The 16351-nt window shown below is 74.6% G+C and carries 17 protein-coding genes; 10 read left to right on the top strand and 7 right to left on the bottom strand.

The window, feature by feature from the left end:
* Nucleotides 1-21 precede the first annotated feature (21 nt).
* Nucleotides 22-195, bottom strand: coding sequence for a thiazolylpeptide-type bacteriocin (locus OG509_RS35455; protein ID WP_007268044.1), 174 nt, complete (start codon nt 193-195; stop codon nt 22-24).
* Between the two features lie 154 nt (nt 196-349).
* On the opposite strand from OG509_RS35455, the gene OG509_RS35450 reads away from it, so the two are divergent.
* On the top strand, nt 350-1582 hold the full coding sequence (locus OG509_RS35450; protein WP_406186665.1) for an amidohydrolase: 1233 nt from the start codon (nt 350-352) through the stop codon (nt 1580-1582).
* 122 nt (nt 1583-1704) lie between these two features.
* On the top strand, nt 1705-2199 hold the full coding sequence (locus OG509_RS35445; RefSeq protein WP_406186664.1) for a hypothetical protein: 495 nt from the start codon (nt 1705-1707) through the stop codon (nt 2197-2199).
* Nucleotides 2200-2268: 69 nt separating this feature from the next.
* On the opposite strand, the gene OG509_RS35440 is transcribed toward OG509_RS35445, so the two are convergent.
* A complete protein-coding gene (locus tag OG509_RS35440) occupies nt 2269-3630 on the bottom strand; it encodes an FAD-dependent oxidoreductase (protein WP_406186663.1) in 1362 nt (453 codons plus the stop codon).
* A 193-nt stretch (nt 3631-3823) separates the two neighbouring features.
* Here OG509_RS35440 and OG509_RS35435 point away from each other — a divergent pair, with 193 nt between their 5' ends.
* On the top strand, nt 3824-4879 hold the full coding sequence (locus tag OG509_RS35435) for a PHP domain-containing protein (protein WP_406186662.1): 1056 nt from the start codon (nt 3824-3826) through the stop codon (nt 4877-4879).
* A 43-nt stretch (nt 4880-4922) separates the two neighbouring features.
* On the opposite strand, the gene OG509_RS35430 is transcribed toward OG509_RS35435, so the two are convergent.
* Nucleotides 4923-5828: a UbiA family prenyltransferase gene (locus tag OG509_RS35430; protein ID WP_406186661.1), complete on the bottom strand. Its 906-nt coding sequence runs from the start codon at nt 5826-5828 to the stop codon at nt 4923-4925.
* Between the two features lie 76 nt (nt 5829-5904).
* On the opposite strand from OG509_RS35430, the gene OG509_RS35425 reads away from it, so the two are divergent.
* Genes OG509_RS35425 through OG509_RS35415 form a run of 3 tightly spaced genes read left to right on the top strand, consistent with a single transcriptional unit; the run spans nt 5905 to nt 8568 of the window.
* Entirely contained in the window at nt 5905-6966 is a 1062-nt protein-coding gene (locus tag OG509_RS35425; protein ID WP_406186660.1) for a type III polyketide synthase, read from the top strand.
* A 28-nt stretch (nt 6967-6994) separates the two neighbouring features.
* A complete protein-coding gene (locus OG509_RS35420; protein WP_406187776.1) occupies nt 6995-7546 on the top strand; it encodes an isoprenylcysteine carboxyl methyltransferase family protein in 552 nt (183 codons plus the stop codon).
* Nucleotides 7543-8568, top strand: a complete 1026-nt coding sequence (locus OG509_RS35415; RefSeq protein ID WP_406186659.1) for an NAD(P)/FAD-dependent oxidoreductase — start codon at nt 7543-7545, stop codon at nt 8566-8568. Before OG509_RS35420 ends, OG509_RS35415 begins: the two co-directional genes overlap by 4 nt.
* A 68-nt stretch (nt 8569-8636) precedes the next feature.
* Here OG509_RS35415 and OG509_RS35410 read toward each other — a convergent pair whose 3' ends face one another.
* Nucleotides 8637-9740 (bottom strand): hypothetical protein, encoded by a 1104-nt coding sequence (locus OG509_RS35410; RefSeq protein WP_406186658.1) that lies wholly within the window; start codon nt 9738-9740, stop codon nt 8637-8639.
* Between the two features lie 240 nt (nt 9741-9980).
* Between OG509_RS35410 and OG509_RS35405 the strand changes: the two genes are divergently transcribed.
* The 3 genes from OG509_RS35405 to OG509_RS35395 all read left to right on the top strand — a co-directional run bounded on the left by OG509_RS35405 (nt 9981) and on the right by OG509_RS35395 (nt 12434).
* A complete protein-coding gene (locus tag OG509_RS35405; protein WP_406186657.1) occupies nt 9981-10166 on the top strand; it encodes a DUF6381 family protein in 186 nt (61 codons plus the stop codon).
* Nucleotides 10167-10257: 91 nt separating this feature from the next.
* Nucleotides 10258-10767, top strand: a complete 510-nt coding sequence (locus tag OG509_RS35400) for a DinB family protein (RefSeq protein WP_406186656.1) — start codon at nt 10258-10260, stop codon at nt 10765-10767.
* Between the two features lie 53 nt (nt 10768-10820).
* Nucleotides 10821-12434, top strand: a complete 1614-nt coding sequence (locus OG509_RS35395; protein ID WP_406186655.1) for a carboxylesterase/lipase family protein — start codon at nt 10821-10823, stop codon at nt 12432-12434.
* A gap of 7 nt (nt 12435-12441) precedes the next feature.
* On the opposite strand, the gene OG509_RS35390 is transcribed toward OG509_RS35395, so the two are convergent.
* Nucleotides 12442-13125: a hypothetical protein gene (locus tag OG509_RS35390; protein ID WP_406186654.1), complete on the bottom strand. Its 684-nt coding sequence runs from the start codon at nt 13123-13125 to the stop codon at nt 12442-12444.
* A gap of 79 nt (nt 13126-13204) precedes the next feature.
* Here OG509_RS35390 and OG509_RS35385 point away from each other — a divergent pair, with 79 nt between their 5' ends.
* On the top strand, nt 13205-13735 hold the full coding sequence (locus OG509_RS35385) for a hypothetical protein (protein ID WP_406186653.1): 531 nt from the start codon (nt 13205-13207) through the stop codon (nt 13733-13735).
* 18 nt (nt 13736-13753) lie between these two features.
* On the opposite strand, the gene OG509_RS35380 is transcribed toward OG509_RS35385, so the two are convergent.
* Nucleotides 13754-14302, bottom strand: a complete 549-nt coding sequence (locus OG509_RS35380) for a GNAT family N-acetyltransferase (RefSeq protein WP_406186652.1) — start codon at nt 14300-14302, stop codon at nt 13754-13756.
* A gap of 88 nt (nt 14303-14390) precedes the next feature.
* Nucleotides 14391-16337, bottom strand: a complete 1947-nt coding sequence (locus OG509_RS35375) for a hypothetical protein (protein WP_406186651.1) — start codon at nt 16335-16337, stop codon at nt 14391-14393.
* Nucleotides 16338-16351 lie beyond the last annotated feature (14 nt).

Below are 16351 nucleotides of genomic sequence, written 5' to 3'. Positions count from 1 at the left end.
TGCGTACGTCCTGAGCTCGGGTCAGGCGCTGCAGGAGGTCGTACTGGTGGTGGAGGAGCAGGTCGAGGTCGAGCTGCAGCTCGTGGAACCGGCGAGCACGACCTCGCTGGCGTCCGAGTAGTCGGAGATCTCGAACGTCTCGGATTCGAGTTCGAGGATCTCGTCGGCGAGCGAGGCGAGGGGCGACTTCTCCATGATGGCTCCTTCGGTCGGTGGGCGGGGACCTGTTGCCCCTCCATCAGAGCCCGTCGCGCCATCAGCTCACCCCCCGGACCGCTGGCACCTCTCTGACAGGAAGTGTCAGCGCCCTGACGCTTCCGCCCCGCAGGCCCTGTCCGACCATGGGGCCATGCTCTCCGCTCTCATCAGGCCGCTGACCACCCTCTACCTGGAACTGCACCGGGATCCGGAGCTGTCGGGCCGGGAGCAGCGCACGGCGGCGCGGTTCGCCGGCGCGCTCGAAGCCGAGGGGTACGCGGTGACGCACGGGATCGGCGGGCACGGCGTCGCCGGGGTGCTGCGCAGCGGCGACGGGCCGACGGTGCTGCTGCGCGCGGAGCTCGACGCCCTGCCCGTACGGGAGACGACCGGGCTGCCGTACGCGAGCGAGGGCGGCGCGGCGCACGCCTGCGGGCACGATCTGCACCTGGCCGCGGCGGCCGGGACCGCCGCCCTGCTGGCCCGGGCGGCGGGCAGCTGGCGGGGCACGGTCGTCGTGGTCGGCCAGCCCGCCGAGGAGACCCTGGAGGGGGCGCGGGCGATGCTGGAGGACGGGCTGTACGAGCGGGTCGGGCGGCCCGATGCCGTCGTGGCCCAGCACGCGGCTCCGCTGCCGGCCGGGATGGTCGCGCACGGGTACGGGCCGATGACCGCGGGGAGCGTCACGTTCCGGATCGTGGTGCACGGGCGCGGAGGCCACGCCGGAGCCCCTCATCTCACCGTGGACCCGGTGGTGACGGCCGCCCACGTGGTGACCCGGCTCCAGACGGTGGTGGCGCGCGAGGCGGCCCCCTCGGAGCAGGTGGCCGTCACCATCGGCTCGTTCCGGGCGGGCGAGCGCGCGAACGTCGTGCCCGACCGGGCCGAACTGGGCGTCACCGTACGGGCGGCCGGCGAGGCGGCGCTGATCCGGGCGGCGGCCGCCGTGGAGCGGATCGTCCGCGCCGAGTGCGCAGCTTCGGACTGCCCGCGGGAACCGGAGGTCGTCCGGGTCGGGTCCTCTCCCGTCACCCATCCCGATCCCGCGACCACCGCGGCCGTACGGGAGGCGCACGCGGCCGAGTTCGGGGCGGAGCGGGTGGCCATGTGGCCGCCGTCCCTGGCCACGGAGGACTTCGGGCTGTTCGGCGACGCGGGCCGGGATCTGCACGGGGCGCAAGGGGTGCGCCTCGCGTACTGGATGCTGGGCGTGATCGGCCCGGCGGCCTGGTCGGCGGCGCCGGGCGCGACGGCGGCGGAGAAGCTGGCCGTCCTGCCGGCCAACCATGCGCCGGATTTCGCGCCGGACGTGCGCACGGCGCTCCCGGCGGGGGTGCGGGCCCTGCGGGCGGCGGCGCTGAGCTGCCTGGGTTCGCCCCGATAGGCGGCTGTACGCCATCCGCGTCGCATTCAGGCCATTTCGCACGTTCCGAGAACCGTCCGCCGGGACGGCGGCGTCGGTGGGTTCAGCTACTCGGCAACCGAGCACGGCGAAAGGTCCGAACGATGTCCAAGTCTCCGGCCAAGGCCAAGCGCACCGCTTCCCTCGCCCTCGCGGCCGCCGCCGCGACGGCCGCACTCACCCTCGCCTTCGTCACCAGCGCCTCCGCGACCGCAGGCGCGCCGCAAGACGGCCGGGCGGCCGTCGCGGCCCCGTCCGTGTCCGGCAGCCCGGAGGGCGCGTTCTCCCGGATCGCCACCTTCTACGGTGCGTACATCGACGCGGTGTACGACGGGGACGGTACGCGCGCGAAGCAGCTGCGGGCCGCCTACCTCTCCGCGCCGCTCCAGCGCGAGCTGGCCAAGTGGGAGGAGACCAACCACGCGGACGGCGTCCTGCGCGCCCAGAACGTGCCGCTGGAGTGGAAGGTCACCTACGTCGACAGCGGCATGGGCAAGACCAATGCCACCGTCACCCTGACCTGGAGCGGCAGTGACACCACCCAGCTCCACGTCCAGGCCGATCTGAAGACCCGGAAGATCCTCTCCATCACGGACTGACGACGCTCCGGACATGCGGGTGGGGGCCACCTCCGGCGGCCCCCACCCGATCGCCAACGCGTGGCGGTGTTACGCGCCGCTCGCCTTCAGCATGTCCTCGCGCTCGACGATCTTCACGCGCTCGCGGCCCTCGGGCTCGCCCAGCGCCTTCTCGGCCGCGTCGAGCCTGTGCCAGCCCTCCCACGTCGTGAAGCGGACGTTCCGCTCGGCCAGGAAGGCCTCGACGGCCTCCGGCGCGGGCGCGGCGGGCGTCTGCAGGCGGCCGCCCGCGTGGTCCGCCAGGAGGTTCGCGACCGTCTCGTTCGCGTCGCCCTTGGTGTGGCCGATGAGGCCGATCGGACCGCGCCGGATCCAGCCCGTGACGTACGTCGACTGCAGGTGCGCGCCGGCTTCGATCACGCGGCCGCCCTCGTCCGGGACGGTGCCGCTGTCGACGTCCCACGGCAGCTTGGGCAGTTCGTCGGAGAGGTAGCCCACGGCGCGGTAGACGGACTGGACGTCCCAGTCGGTGAACTGGCCGGTGCCCTTGACGTTGCCCGTGCCGTCGAGCTCGGTGCGCTCGGTGCGCAGGCCGACGACCTTGCCGTCCTCGCCGAGGATCTCGGCGGGCGACTCGAAGAAGTGCAGGAAGAGCTTGTGCGGGCGCTCGCCGATGTCGCGGATCGCCCAGTTCTCCAGGGTCTTGGCGACCATGTCCGCCTGCTTGTTGGAGCGGCGGGTGGCGATCGAGCCCTCGTCGTAGTCGATGTCCTCGGGGTTGACGATGACCTCGATGTTGGGCGAGTGGTCGAGCTCGCGCAGCTCCATCGGGCTGAACTTGGCCTGCGCCGGGCCGCGGCGGCCGAAGACGTGCACCTCCAGCGCCTTGTTGGCCTTGAGCCCGTCGTACACGTTCGCCGGGATCTCGGTCGGCAGCAGCTCGTCGGCGGTCTTCGCGAGGATGCGCGCGACGTCGAGGGCGACGTTGCCGACGCCGAGCACGGCGACCTTCTCGGCCTCCAGCGGCCAGGTGCGCGGGACGTCGGGGTGGCCGTCGTACCAGGAGACGAAGTCGGCGGCGCCGTAGGACCCGTCGAGCTCGACGCCCGGTATGGCGAGCGCGCGGTCGGCCGTCGCGCCGGTGGAGAAGATCACCGCGTCGTAGAACGAGTGGAGTTCGTCGAGGCTGATGTCGTTCGGGTAGTCCACGTTGCCGAACAGGCGGACCTGCGGCTTGTCGAGCACCTGGTGGAGGGCGGTGATGATGCCCTTGATCCGCGGGTGGTCGGGGGCTACGCCGTAACGGATCAGGCCGAAGGGGGCGGGCATCCGCTCGAAGAGGTCGATGGAGACACCCGGCTCGGCGGCCGCCTCGGACTTCAGCAGCGCGTCGGCGGCGTAGATTCCGGCGGGGCCGGCACCGACGATTGCTACCCGGAGGGGGCGAGGCATGACTGGTTCCCTTCGACCGAAAAACACTGGATCAAGGGAACCCTAAACTAAGGGAACCCTAAGCCAGCACCCACCCCCCGCTTATAGCCCTATAAACAGAGCTTATGACCTTCCCAAGACATCCTTGGGGGTGCCGGTCACACTGGAACCCGGAACCAGGAACCAGGACCCGGGGGCACTCAGGAGGTACCGCATGGATCCGGTCGCGGCGCTGGAGCGGATCGCCTACCTGCTGGAGCGCGGGCAGGCACCCACCTACCGGGTGCAGGCCTTCCGTACGGCGGCGGCCGCCCTCGTACGGATGGGCGAGCGCGAGGTACGGGAACGGGTCGGGGCGGGCACCCTCGAAGCGGTCAAGGGCATCGGGCCGAAAACCGCCCAGGTGGTGCGGGAGGCCGTCGGCGGGGCGATCCCCGCGTACCTGCAGACGCTGGAGGACGAGGTCGCGGCGCACCCCGAGGGCCCGCCGCCGAGCCCCGCCGCCCTCGCGCTGCGCGCGGCCCTGCGCGGGGACTGCCACCTGCACTCCGAGTGGTCCGACGGCGGCAGCCCGATCGAGGCGATGGGCCGGGCGGCAGCCGCGCTCGGCCACGAGTGGGCCGTACTCACCGACCACTCGCCGAGCCTGACCGTCGCCCGGGGGCTTTCGCCGGAGCGGCTGCGCGAGCAGCTGGACGCGGTGGCGGAGCTCAACGAGGAGTGGGCGCCCTTCCGGCTGCTCACCGGCATCGAGTGCGACATCCTGCTCGACGGCTCCCTGGACCAGGAGCCGGAACTGCTGGACCGCCTCGACCTCGTCGTCGGGTCCGTCCATTCGAAGCTGCGGATGGAGTCGCCGGCGATGACCCGCCGGCTGCTGGCCGCCGTACGCAATCCCCTGATGGACGTCCTGGGCCACTGCACGGGACGGCTGGTGACGGGGCGCACCCGCCCCGAGTCGCAGTTCGACGCCGAGGCGGTGTTCGCCGCCTGCGCGGAGTCCGGGACCGCCGTGGAGATCAACAGCCGGCCCGAGCGGCTGGACCCGCCGCGCCGGCTGCTGCGGCTGGCCGTGGAGTCCGGGGCCCTGTTCGCGATCGACACGGACGCGCACGCCCCGGGCCAGCTGGACTGGCAGCCGACCGGCTGCGAACGGGCCGTGGAGTGCGGGGTGGCGACCGAGCGGGTCGTGAACACCTGGCCGCGGGAGCAGTTGCTGGAGTGGACCCGGACCCGCCGCCCGCCGGCGGCGGCAGCAGCCGCGGCCTGAGCCGGCGCCCGACGCCCGGGAGGTCGCGTCGGCGCGAGCCGTTTCAGCGGAGTCCGGCCAGGTCGGTCCCGCGGACCACCAGGAGGACGACATCGGCTCCGGCGACCGCCATCGTCGCGAGGAACGGAATCCGGCTCCGGCCGGTCGGCCGTCCGGCCCCGATGAGCACCGCCGAGGCCGTCACGGCGAGCAGTCCCCAGCCGTACGGCGGCACCCGCCCCGGCGGTCCGGCGACCAGGGCCACGGCCGAGCCGAGGACCAGGAGCCCCCCGACGGCCGCCGAGCGCCGCGCGCCGATCCGGTGCGGCAGCCCCGACACGCCCGTGGCCAGGTCGTCGTCGATGTCGGGCAGCACGTTGGCGAAGTGCGCGCCCGCGCCCAGCAGGGCCGCCGCGGCCGTCAGCCACCACGGCGGCCACGGCGCGCCGGGCAGGCCGAGGGTGACGAAGGCGGGGAGCAGCCCGAAGGCGAGGGCGTACGGGAGCCACGAGACGGCGGTGCTCTTCAGCCGCAGGTTGTAGGCCCAGGCGGCGGCCACCCCGCACAGGTGCGCGGCGCCTGCGAGCCATCCGCCGGCCAGCGACAGCGGAACGCAGAGCAGCAGGGCGGTGAGCGCCGCGGCCGTCACCGCGGCGGGCCGTACGGCGCCGCGAACCAGGGGTTTGTCGCGGCGGCCGGTCGCCAGGTCCCGGCGCAGGTCCACCCGGTCGTTGCACCAGCCCACCGACAACTGCCCCGCGGCCACCGCGGCCACGGTGAACGCCGCCCCGGGCAGGCTGCGCCCCACGGCGGCGGCCAGGGCGGCGGCGAGGAGCGTCACGGCGGCCGCGGGCACCGGATGGCAGGCCCTGAGCAGGCCGGACACGGCGGACTGCGGCGGGCCGGCCGCGACCGTTGCTGCGGACATGGTCAGGGCTGCGTCCGGGGTTTCGGCTCTGGCGCGGGGCACGCGATCACGCTATGCCGCGCCGCGCCCAATATGCGGTATTCCTCATGAAGTGTCAGTTGTTCCCTATGTTGAGGCAATGACGCGTGTCCTGGCCGTGAGCAGTGTCTTCCCGCCCCACCGCTATCGGCAGTCCGAGATCGCGACGGCGCTCGCCCGCTTCCTTCCTCCGGGGGCCGACACCGCCCTCCTCCACCGGCTGCACGCCGCGGTGGGCGTCGAGTCCCGCCACCTCTCCCTCCCGCTGGAGCGCTACGGACCGTCGAACGACTTCGGCCGTACGAACGCCCTCTTCCTGGAGAGCGCCGAGGAGCTCGGCGTCCGCGCCGTCGAAGCCGCCCTCGCCGCGGCCCACCTGAAGGCGCACGAGGTGGACCTGATCATGTCCACCACGGTCACCGGCCTCGCGACGCCCTCGCTGGAGGCCCGCATCGCCGGCCGGGCCGGTCTGCGCCCCGACGTGAAGCGGCTGCCGCTCTTCGGCCTGGGCTGCGCGGCGGGCGCCGCCGGACTCGGCCACCTCCACGACCATCTGACGGGCCGCCCCGACCACGCGGCCCTGCTGCTGTCCACCGAGCTCTGCTCGCTGACGCTCCAGCCCTCGGACACCTCGGTGGCGAACCTGGTGGCCGGGGCCCTCTTCGGCGACGGGGCCGGGGCCCTGCTCGCGGTGGGCCGCGGCCATCCGCTGCACGGTACGAGACCGGGGCCGTCGGTGGTGGCCACGCGCAGCCGCCTCTACCCCGGCACCGAGGGGCTCCTCGGCTGGGACATCGGCCACTGGGGCTTCCGGATGGTGCTGGGCCGGGAACTGCCCGCGCTGGTCAGACTGCACGTGGCCGAGGAGGTCGAGACCTTCCTCGCCCGGCACGACCTCAAGCCGCCGGACGTCGACGCGTGGATCGTCCACCCCGGCGGGCCCAAGGTCCTCGACGTGCTGGCGGACGCGCTGTCGCTGCCCGACTCCGCCTTCGCGGCGAGCCGGCGCTCGCTCGCGGACGCGGGCAACCTCTCCTCGGCGTCGGTCCTGCACATCCTGAACACGATCCAGGCCTCCGCACCGCCCGCACCGGGCTCCGTCGGGCTGATGATCGCCTTCGGACCGGGCTTCGCCTCCGAACTCGTCCTCCTGCGCTGGTGACCCCATGTCTGTGACACTGACCCCCTCGATGGAGCTGTACCTGCTCCTCATCGGCCTCGTCGCGGCCGAGCGACTCGCCGAACTCGCCACGGCCCGCCGCAACACCCGCTGGAGCCTGTCCCGCGGCGCCACCGAGTACGGCCGCGGCCACTACCCCGCCATGGTCGCACTGCACACCGCGCTGCTCCTGGGCTGTGTGGTGGAGCCGCTCGTCGCCGACCGCCCGTTCCTGCCCGCACTGGGCTGGCCCGCCCTCGCCCTCGCGCTGGCCGCCCAGGGCCTGCGCTGGTGGTGCATCGCCGCCCTCGGCCCGCGCTGGAACACCCGGGTCCTGGTCGTCCCGGGGCTGCCGCTGGTGGCGGCGGGTCCGTACCGGCTGCTGCGCCACCCGAACTACGTCGCCGTCGTCGTCGAGGGCGCGGCACTGCCGCTCGTGCACACCGCCTGGGTGACGGCGGCCGCCTTCACCCTGCTGAACCTGCTGTTGCTCGGCGTACGCATCCGCTGCGAGGAGGACGCCCTGGCCCATGCCGCGCCCGTCTACCGCAGCGCCGTACCGGCGGAGGGCCGGACCCGGTGATCGACCTGCTCGTCGCGGGCGGCGGGCCGGCCGGGCTGGCCACGGCCATCCACGGGGCGCTGGCCGGCATGGAGGTCGTGGTCCTGGAGCCGCGCCCCACCCCGATCGACAAGGCCTGCGGCGAGGGCCTGATGCCGGGGGCCGTACGCGGCCTGCGGGAACTGGGCGTCTCCGTACCGGGCCACGCCTTCCACGGCATCCGCTACCTGGACGGGGTGAGCGGCCTGCACGCGGAAGGGCGGTTCCGCACCGGGCCGGGTCTCGGCACCCGCCGGACCGTCCTTCAGGCCGCGCTGGCCGAGCGGGCCGAGCGGCTGGGCGTACGGGTGCTCGCGCGGCGCGTCGGCGAGGTCCGCCAGGACGAGGAGCGGGTCGGTGCGGCCGGTCTGACGGCCCGCCACCTCGTGGCGGCGGACGGCCTGCACTCCCCCGTCCGGCGCGGGCTGGGCCTCGCGGCGCCGCCCGCCACCGGCCGGCCGCCGCGCTACGGTCTGCGCCGCCACTACGCGGTGGCGCCCTGGAGCGACCTGGTCGAGGTCCACTGGTCGGCGCACTGCGAGGCGTACGTGACCCCGCTGGGGCCCGACCGGGTCGGCGTGGCGGTCCTGACCGGCGAGCGCGCCCCCTTCGACGTACAGCTGGCGCGGTTCCCGCTGCTGTGCGAGCGGCTGACCGGGTCCGCCGGTTCGCCGGTGCGCGGCGCCGGGCCGCTGCGCCAGCGGGCCAGGGTACGGGTCGCGGGGCGGGTGCTGTTCGTCGGTGACGCCGCGGGGTACGTGGACGCGCTGACCGGCGAGGGGCTGACACTGGCCCTGACGGCGGCGGGTGAACTGGTGCGCTGCGTACGGGAGGGCCGGCCGCAGGCGTACGAGCGGGCCTGGCGGGAGCTGTCGCGCAGCTACCGCACGCTGACCGCGTCCTTGCTCTGGGCGCGCCAACAGCCCCGGCTCGCGGGGCGGATCGTCCCGTTGGCGGCCCGGCTGCCCCGGGTGTTCACGCACGGGGTCAACCTGCTCGCGTAGGCGGTGTCCGCAGGCATGCGGCGGGGGCGGGACCGGCGACACGTGCCGGTCCCGCCCCCGTCGCGCGGTCAGCCGCCGGCGCCCGCCCGGGCCCGGGGCGACCGGTTGCCGAGCGCCAGGCCCGCCAGGACCGCGGCGGCCGCGGCGCAGAACACCGCCGCGACGCCCGCCCAGGCCTGGGAGGCGCTCACCGCGCCCTCCAGCGGGTCGAAGGCCGCGATTCCGCCGACCACGTGCAGGGCTACGACGGCGACGGCGGCCACGGCAGCGGCCCGCCACGCTCCGGCGCTGTCGTGCACCGCGATCAGCGCGCCGAGCCCGAGGCACAGCACGGCGGCGAGGAGCGGAAGGAACGCGGTCGGGGTCTCGGTCGACAGCGCCGTCACGTCACTCGGCAGGTGCAGGACCCCGCAGACCAGCAGGGCCGCCGCCACGGGCCAGCGCAGCAGGTGGCGCAACGGGCCGGAGGGGGCGGGGACCGCGGCCGGGTTGCCGTACGGGCCGCGCCCGTACTTGCGCCGGTACTCCGCGAGCGATTCGTACGGCTCGTCCTCGTAGGGGTCGTCGAACGGCTCTTCCTCCGGCGGCTCGGGCCGCTGCGCGGAGCGCTGCCCGTCGCGTGCCGGTGATCCGGCGTGGACGGTGGGGACGGCGGGCGGCCGGGCGGGCCGGCTCGTGTGCGGCGGCTGGGCCGGGTGCACGGACGGGACGGCCGGGACTACTGGGACTACTGGGGCGGCCGGGGCGGCCGGGGCGGCCGGGACGGGCTGCGGGGAACCTGCGACCGGGCCGGGGTGCACGGGCTCGGGGCTCTGAGCGGTCGGGGCGGGATCCGGGGGCGGTTCGCGGTCCTCGTCCGTCCCGAGGATGCCGACCAGCAGGGCGACGTCCTGGACCGGGCGTCCGACGGCGGCCGCCCGCAGCGTCTGGTGGCCGTGGCCGGGGCTCTGGCCGGTCTCCTCCAGGAGGCTCACCAGTTCGGCCACTTCCTTGAGAGGCCGGCAGGTGCCTGCCGTCTCCAGCAAGGTGCGTATGGGCGCGGTACTCGCCGGGTCCGCCGGGGGTGCCGGGGGCGTCGCGCCGGTGGGTTCGGGGGCGGGATCGGGGTCGGGGTCGGGGAGCTCGCGGGGGCCGTCGTCCTGCGTCGCCGCGAGCGGGATGGGGTCGTTCATGGAAAGCTCCGTTCGCCGACGCGCGGGTCTACACATCGCACGCCGGTCAACGTGCGTCGTGGGAAGCGCACGCTCGGTCACCATTCACCGGCACCCGGCTCCGCTGCGCCATTCGGGGCGGGCAAACGGGGGAGCCGCCCTCCCGTCCGGTTGCCGCAGGCGTGGGTTCGAGATGCGCCCGCGCGGCGCTGCTGGTTCGCTGGATCCGGCCTCCTTACCCCCCACACCCGAGGAGTGATCATGAGCGCAAGCGAAGCCCGTGGCCGGGTCCGGCAGTTGCGCGAGAAGGCGCAGGAGCTGAACACGGCTGCCGAACGCTCCAGCGATCCGGAAGAGCGCCGAAGGCTCCAGGAGAAGGCCCGCCGGCTCCAGGAGCAGAGCGAGAAGGAAGACAAGATCGACGACCGGGGCATGGATCCCATGTAGCCCCGCGCCGGTCCACCCATCGGCCGGTCGCCACGGGGCACCGGCCGATGTCGTACGTCAGGCGACATGACGCCACGTCAGGAGGCGGTACATGAAGGCTACGGAGGCACTGGCCGATGCATACGGGCGCATCCACGAGGTGGTGCACGAGGTGGTCGAGGGGCTCTCGGCCGAGGAGCTGAACGCACGGATCGACCCGAAGGCGAACTCGATCGCCTGGCTGGTGTGGCACCTGACCCGGGTGCAGGACGACCACATGGCGGACGCGTCGGGCCTGGAACAGGTCTGGACGGAACAGGGATGGTTCACCCGGTTCGCCCTGCCGCTGCCAGCCGAGGCCACCGGTTACGGGCACACGGCCAAACAGGTCGGGACGGTCCTGGTCGAGTCGGACGAGCTGCTGCTCGGCTACTTCGACGCCGTTCACGAGCGGACCGCCGACTTCGTCCGGGGGCTCTCCGCCACCGATCTGGACCGCGTGGTCGACACGGGCTGGGACCCGCCGGTCACCTTGGGGGTGCGGCTGGTGAGCATCCTCTCCGACGACCTCCAGCATGCCGGCCAGGCCGCGTACGTACGAGGCGTCGTGCAGCGCGGATAGCGCCATCCGGGGTACGTATGAGGACAGAGACTGACGACGAAGGGCGGTCGATCGTGTCCCGTGCCCGCTCCGTACGACGCTGGAGCGCCGTGTGGTGCGCCCTGCTCATGCTCGCCGCCGGGGCCGGACCGGCGTCCGCGGCGTCCGCGACCCCCGGGGACCGGCCCGTCGTGCAGACCGACCGGGGGCCGGTACGGGGCACGGCGCACGGCACGTACCGCACCTTCGAGGGCATCCCGTACGCGGCCCCGCCGACCGGCCCGCTGCGCTGGCGCCTTCCGCAGCCCGCGGCGCGCTGGGCGGGCGTACGCGACGCCGGGGCGCCGGGGGCGCGCTGCGTGCAGCTTCCGGCGGTGGGGCCGGGCGGGCCGAGCGGCTCCGAGGACTGCCTGTACCTGAACGTCACGTCGCCATCGCCATCGCCATCGGGCGGGCGGGGGCGGGCGGTCATGGTCTGGTTCCACGGCGGCGGTTTCGTCAACGGAGCCGGTGACCTCTACCGGGCGGACCGGCCGGCCGTCCAGGGCGGTGCGGTGGTCGTCACCGTCAACTACCGGCTCGGCGTCTTCGGCCTCTTCGGGCATCCGGCGCTCGGCGGCGCCCCCGACTTCGCCATCGCCGACCAGCAGGCGGCGCTGCGCTGGGTGCGGTCCAACGCCGCCCGCTTCGGCGGCGACCCGTCCGACGTGACCCTCTTCGGCGAGTCGGCGGGCGGGCTCAGCATCTGCGCGCACCTGACCTCGCCGGCCTCGGCCGGCCTGTTCCAGCGGGCGATCCTGCAGAGCGGCTCCTGCTCGACCACCATGCCGCCCCGCTCGCTGCTGCCCACACTGGGCCGGTACGAGCCCTTCGTGCCCGAGCAGCGCACCGTCGCGGACGGGGTCACGGCGGCGGCCGGGCTCGGCTGCGACCGGCCGGAGCCGGGCGCGGTACTGGAGTGCCTGCGCGGGAAGGACGCGGTGGAACTCGCAACGCCGGAGCTGATGATGCGGTTCTCGCCCGTCTCCTACGGCAACGGCAACCGCGTGCTGCCCGAGGAACCCCGACGGGCCCTGGAGGGCGGCCGCTTCCACCGGGTGCCGGTGATCGAGGGCGTCAACCGGGACGAGATGCGGATCTTCCTGGCGCAGGGCCTGGCGGCGTTCCCCATCCCCGACGCGGGCGCCTACCGGGCCCGGGTGGAGCAGTCGTTCGGCGCCGCGGCCGTCCCGGCCGTCGAGGCGCGGTACCCGGTGGCGGCGTACCCGACCCCGGCACTGGCCTTCGCCGCCGTACTCTCCGACGTCTCGTTCATCTGCCCGGCGCTGCGGGACGGCCGGGCGATGGCCCGGCACGTGCCGGTGTACGCGTACCGGTTCAGCGACCGGGACGCGCCGAACTTCACCGGGCTGCCGGAGGTGCCGGGTTTCCCGTACGGCGCCTCGCACGGCTTGGAACTGCCCTACCTCTTCACGATGGATGCCGCCCTGACCGCTCCGCAGCGCGCGCTGTCGGAGCGGATGACCGCCGACTGGAGGGGATTCGCCCGTACGGGCACTCTCCCGGCGTGGCCGCGGTTCGGCCCGGCCGGTTCCGTACTGTCGCTGGCGCCGGGACCGGGCGGGATCCACGAGGTGAACGGCCCGGCGGAACACCACTGCGCGTTCTGGGACGCCCAGGGGGTCTGAGCCGCCATCACCATGCCGAGGTGGCCACGACGTCCCCGTCGCGCGTCCTGACGGACAGGCTGCCGTGGTCCTGGTACACCTGCTGCCGCCAGGACACGAACACGTCCGCCACCCGACGGCCGTCCTCCCCGACGCCCTTGCCCACGGATCCGGTCGCAAAGGTCACGATCGCCTCCCCGGAATCCCGCCCCTTGCGCACCCGGGCCTCGCTGACGGCCTGCTCGGGCAGGAACTTGTCGGCACTGGTGCGCCGCTGGGCGTAGTAGGCGTTGAAGTCCCGGGTCATGTCGAACCACCCGGCCCCGCCACAGGGCCCGGCGCCATCTGTGACGTCCCCATCGGTGGGCGGCCCGGCATACGCGCCGCTCTCCTGATCCGTGGGCGGCCCGGCGTAACTCCCCGTCTCCTGATCCGTGGGCGGCCCGGCATAGCTGCTGCCCGTTTCCTGATCGGTGGGCGGTCCGGCATAACTGCTGCCCGTTTGCTCCTCCGTCGGCGGATCGGGCAGACCTGTACCGCCGCCGCCCGTCGTCCGGTCGAGGCCGCAGGTCTCCTGCACCGGCGCGGCCGGGGCGGGCGGCCCGGCGGCTTCCCCGCCCGCGTGCCGGGTACCGCATGCCGCCAGCACGGCGCACATGAGCCCCACCACCGCCGCTCTCACGGCCGGCCTGGACACAGCTGTCCTCGTCATGGTCGTCACGATCGCCCCCTTGCCGATGGAGAGGGGATCACACCGCCCGCGGTTCCACACCGGGGGCTACGGTGCCGCCATGACCAGCCCAGTCCAGCGCCCCCTCCTCTTCCTCGACGTCGACGGACCACTCATCCCGTTCGGGGCCAACTCCCACGAACTGCCGGACGGCTACCCGGCGTACGGGACTCAGCCCGACGCGAACCCCCTCCTCGCCAGACTCGATCCCGCCCTCGGGCCCCGCCTCCTGGCACTACCGTGCGAACTGGTCTGGGCCACGACCTGGATGGCCGACGCGAACGCGTGGGTCGCACCCCGGATCGGCCTACCGGACCTGCCGGTGGTGTCCTGGCCGGACCCGTCCGAGAACGACGACCGCGGTCGAACCCACTGGAAGACCCGCGCCCTGGTCGACTACGCCGCCGGCCGGCCGTTCGCCTGGGTGGACGACGAGGTCGCCCCCGCCGACCGCACCTGGGTCCGCGCACACCACCCGGCCCCGGCCCTGCTCCACCGCGTGGACGCCCGCTTCGGCCTCACCCCGACAGACTTCACCACGCTCGCCGCATGGCTCCGTGGCCACACGCGCCCCCAGGAGGTCACCGCATGACGCCGCTCCCCGCCCGGCTCAACCGGACGGCGTGACCGAGGACCACACGCCGAACCACTGCTCGGCGCCGAACTCTTCGAACCGCTCCACTTCGGTGAACCCCAGCTTCGCCGCGAGCCGCATCGAGCGGTCGTTGGCGGTCTGGGTGCAGAGCACCACCGGCTCGCCGGGAAGCGCGTCGGCGAACCAGTCGAGTGCCGCCGCGCACGCCTCGGCGGCGTACCCGCGTCCCCACGCCTCCGGCAGGAACATGTAGCCGAGCTCAACCTCCCCGGCATCCGGGCGGAGGTGCCCCGGACGCTCCGCGTCGCGCCGATCGAGCGTGATCGTGCCGATCACCGCTCCGTCAAGCTCGATCACGAAAAGGCCAGGGCGCCGCCCGGGCAGTTCAGGCACCACGCGTTCAAGCTCGTCACGGGTGCGAGGGCCACCGAGGTAGGTGCGCACCTCCGGCGAGGCGAACAGTTCGATGAACGCCGCGCGGTCCCGGGCCTCGGACTCCCGGAGCACGAGCCGTTCGGTCCCTGTCGGGGCAGGAGGCCAGGCGACTGGTCCGAGTTCAGTCATGGCCGGCAACGTATCAAACGCCCGCGCGAGTGATCCGACTCCGTCATCACCACAGCAGGGCATCCATCACAAGACGCGCGACCGCCGGTCAAGGCGACACCCCCTGGCCCCAGGCCCAGGACGCCGCCACCAGGGAGCGTTCTGCTGCGGCCAGGTGGGTGGAGGTGGCCAGCCAGGCTTGGGCGTAGGCGTCGGGTGAGGGGTTCGTCAGGCGGCCGAAGGGGTCGCGGGGACGGCGGTCCGCCTCGGCGACGAGGGCTGTGGCGAGTTCCGCCGCCGTGGTGAAGCCCGCCCGGCGCAGGGGGCCGTACGCGGTGAGGGGCTCGGTGGTGCGGGCCGCCTCGGCGACGGCGCGGCGGCCGCCCGCGACCCCGCTTTCGAGCAGGCGGCGTACCCGCCACAGCGGTGAGTCGGCCAGGACGTCCGGGCCGTCGGCGGCGGACGGCGCAGCGGCCGCGCCGGGCGGGAAGTGGCTTCCCTGGAGCAGGTCGTAGCCGAGGTCTGCGCGGCCCAGCCATTCCTCGGGCAGGCGCAGCGTGTACTGCGCGCCGGGGACCGGCCCGACGGCCAGCGGGCGCAGCGTCGCAGCGCGGTCCAGGTCGGGGCGTCCCAGGACACGGAGCAGCAGCCCCGGATGGGCGGCGATTCGGCGCAGGTTGGCCGTGTGCGGCAGCTCCGGGTGCGGGTGGGCGGCGCGCAGCCGCAGCAGGGGCGCGTCCGCTCGTACCTCGCGGACCAGGAGGTCCTCGCCGGCGGCCCCGACGACCGCGACCTCGCAGCCGATCAGGGCGGGCTCGGCCCCGTCCGGGTCGGCGTCCCGGTCGGCGAGCTGGGCGGCCACGGCCTCGGCCGCCGGGCGGGCGAAGAGCGCGGCGGCCGGCTCCTCGGTCCACGCGACTCCGCGCAGCGGGGTCGCCTGGACCCCGCGACCAGCGCCGAGGCGGCCGTCGGCGGAGACCGTGGCCCCGGCGATACGGAGTCCCCCGCGCGCGAGGCCGGCGTGGTCGAGGGCGGCTCCGCCGAGCGCCACGGAGGCGGATCCGGCGCCGCGGGCGCGGGCCAGGCCGCCGGGGCGGACGTCGGAGACGGAGTAGCGCGAGCCGTCCTCGGCGAGCAGGTGGGTGGCCACGCCCCCGTACCCGGTGGCCGACAGGACCGGCTCCCGGCACAAGCCGTACGCCCGCAGGCTGCCGCCCGGCCGGTAGGCGCGGCGGGCGGTACCGGTGAGCGCCGGGCCGACCGTACCGGACGCCAGCAGTCCGGCGGTGTGGAGGAGTTCGCGGAAGGCTCCGGTGAGGTCGGCGAGCCGGTGGCCGCCGCTGCGCTCCCGGGCCGCGCGCAGGCCTCGTACGACCCGCAGGGCGGCGGCCTCGGCCCGGGGCAGCCCGGCGAGGCGGGCGGTGTGGGCGGCCCGCAGCAGCTCGGCCTGGACCACCGCGCCGCCGGCGGTGACACCGGCGGCCAGCGCCTCGGCGGCGGCCCGCCAGAGCGCGGCGGCGGCGCGGAGCTGGGCGGCGGTGAGGGCCTCGGAGGCCGGCTCGGGGGCGGGCTCGGACCCGATGCCGGACGCGGATCCCGACGCGGTCCCGGGCACGGGACCGGCCGCGGGCGACGCCCCGGAGCCGAACTCGGGAGCGGACCCGGACCCGGACACAGTCCCGGGTACGGACCCGGGTGCGGTCCCGGCGCCGACGGCCGGATCGGTGGCCGGGTCCGGTGTGGGCAGGTCCGCCAGGTCGGCCAGGGGGGCTGCGCCCAGGACTGCCGCCCGATGCAGGCAGCGCGGGGCCAGCAGGCAGGTGCAGGTGGCCTGTTCGGCCGCCGTGACCGCAGCGCCCGGGCCCGGCCGCAGGGTGACGAGCGCGTCCTCCCCGAAGCGGACGGTCACACTCCCGTCGTCCTCCCTGGCCGCGCCCGCGGCGCAGCCCTCGATGGCGGCGTCGAGCTTCTTGCGCAGCCGGGCGGTGAGATTCTCCACGGCCTCGGCGAGGACCTCGGGGGCCACGGGCGGCAGTTGCGGGAAGCCTGTGTTCAACTCGGTGCTCCACT

It is taken from the genome of Streptomyces sp. NBC_01006, assembly GCF_045162725.1.
In the GTDB taxonomy this organism is placed as follows: Bacteria; Actinomycetota; Actinomycetes; order Streptomycetales; family Streptomycetaceae; genus Streptomyces.
The sequence above is the reverse complement of the archived record's forward strand: the minus strand, read 5'-3'. Positions and strand labels throughout refer to the sequence as shown.

Excerpts from the sequence above, each read along its gene's own strand:
- OG509_RS35385 (WP_406186653.1), top strand. The coding sequence starts at position 13,205 with ATGACCAGCCCAGTCCAGCGCCCCCTCCTCTTCCTCGACGTCGACGGA.
- OG509_RS35450 (WP_406186665.1), top strand. The coding sequence starts at position 350 with ATGCTCTCCGCTCTCATCAGGCCGCTGACCACCCTCTACCTGGAACTG.
- OG509_RS35445 (WP_406186664.1), top strand. The coding sequence starts at position 1,705 with ATGTCCAAGTCTCCGGCCAAGGCCAAGCGCACCGCTTCCCTCGCCCTC.
- OG509_RS35410 (WP_406186658.1), bottom strand. The coding sequence starts at position 9,740 with ATGAACGACCCCATCCCGCTCGCGGCGACGCAGGACGACGGCCCCCGC.
- OG509_RS35405 (WP_406186657.1), top strand. The coding sequence starts at position 9,981 with ATGAGCGCAAGCGAAGCCCGTGGCCGGGTCCGGCAGTTGCGCGAGAAG.
- OG509_RS35380 (WP_406186652.1), bottom strand. The coding sequence starts at position 14,302 with ATGACTGAACTCGGACCAGTCGCCTGGCCTCCTGCCCCGACAGGGACC.
- OG509_RS35425 (WP_406186660.1), top strand. The coding sequence starts at position 5,905 with ATGACGCGTGTCCTGGCCGTGAGCAGTGTCTTCCCGCCCCACCGCTAT.
- OG509_RS35400 (WP_406186656.1), top strand. The coding sequence starts at position 10,258 with ATGAAGGCTACGGAGGCACTGGCCGATGCATACGGGCGCATCCACGAG.
- OG509_RS35440 (WP_406186663.1), bottom strand. The coding sequence starts at position 3,630 with ATGCCTCGCCCCCTCCGGGTAGCAATCGTCGGTGCCGGCCCCGCCGGA.
- OG509_RS35420 (WP_406187776.1), top strand. The coding sequence starts at position 6,995 with ATGGAGCTGTACCTGCTCCTCATCGGCCTCGTCGCGGCCGAGCGACTC.
- OG509_RS35390 (WP_406186654.1), bottom strand. The coding sequence starts at position 13,125 with ATGACGAGGACAGCTGTGTCCAGGCCGGCCGTGAGAGCGGCGGTGGTG.
- OG509_RS35435 (WP_406186662.1), top strand. The coding sequence starts at position 3,824 with ATGGATCCGGTCGCGGCGCTGGAGCGGATCGCCTACCTGCTGGAGCGC.
- OG509_RS35455 (WP_007268044.1), bottom strand. The coding sequence starts at position 195 with ATGGAGAAGTCGCCCCTCGCCTCGCTCGCCGACGAGATCCTCGAACTC.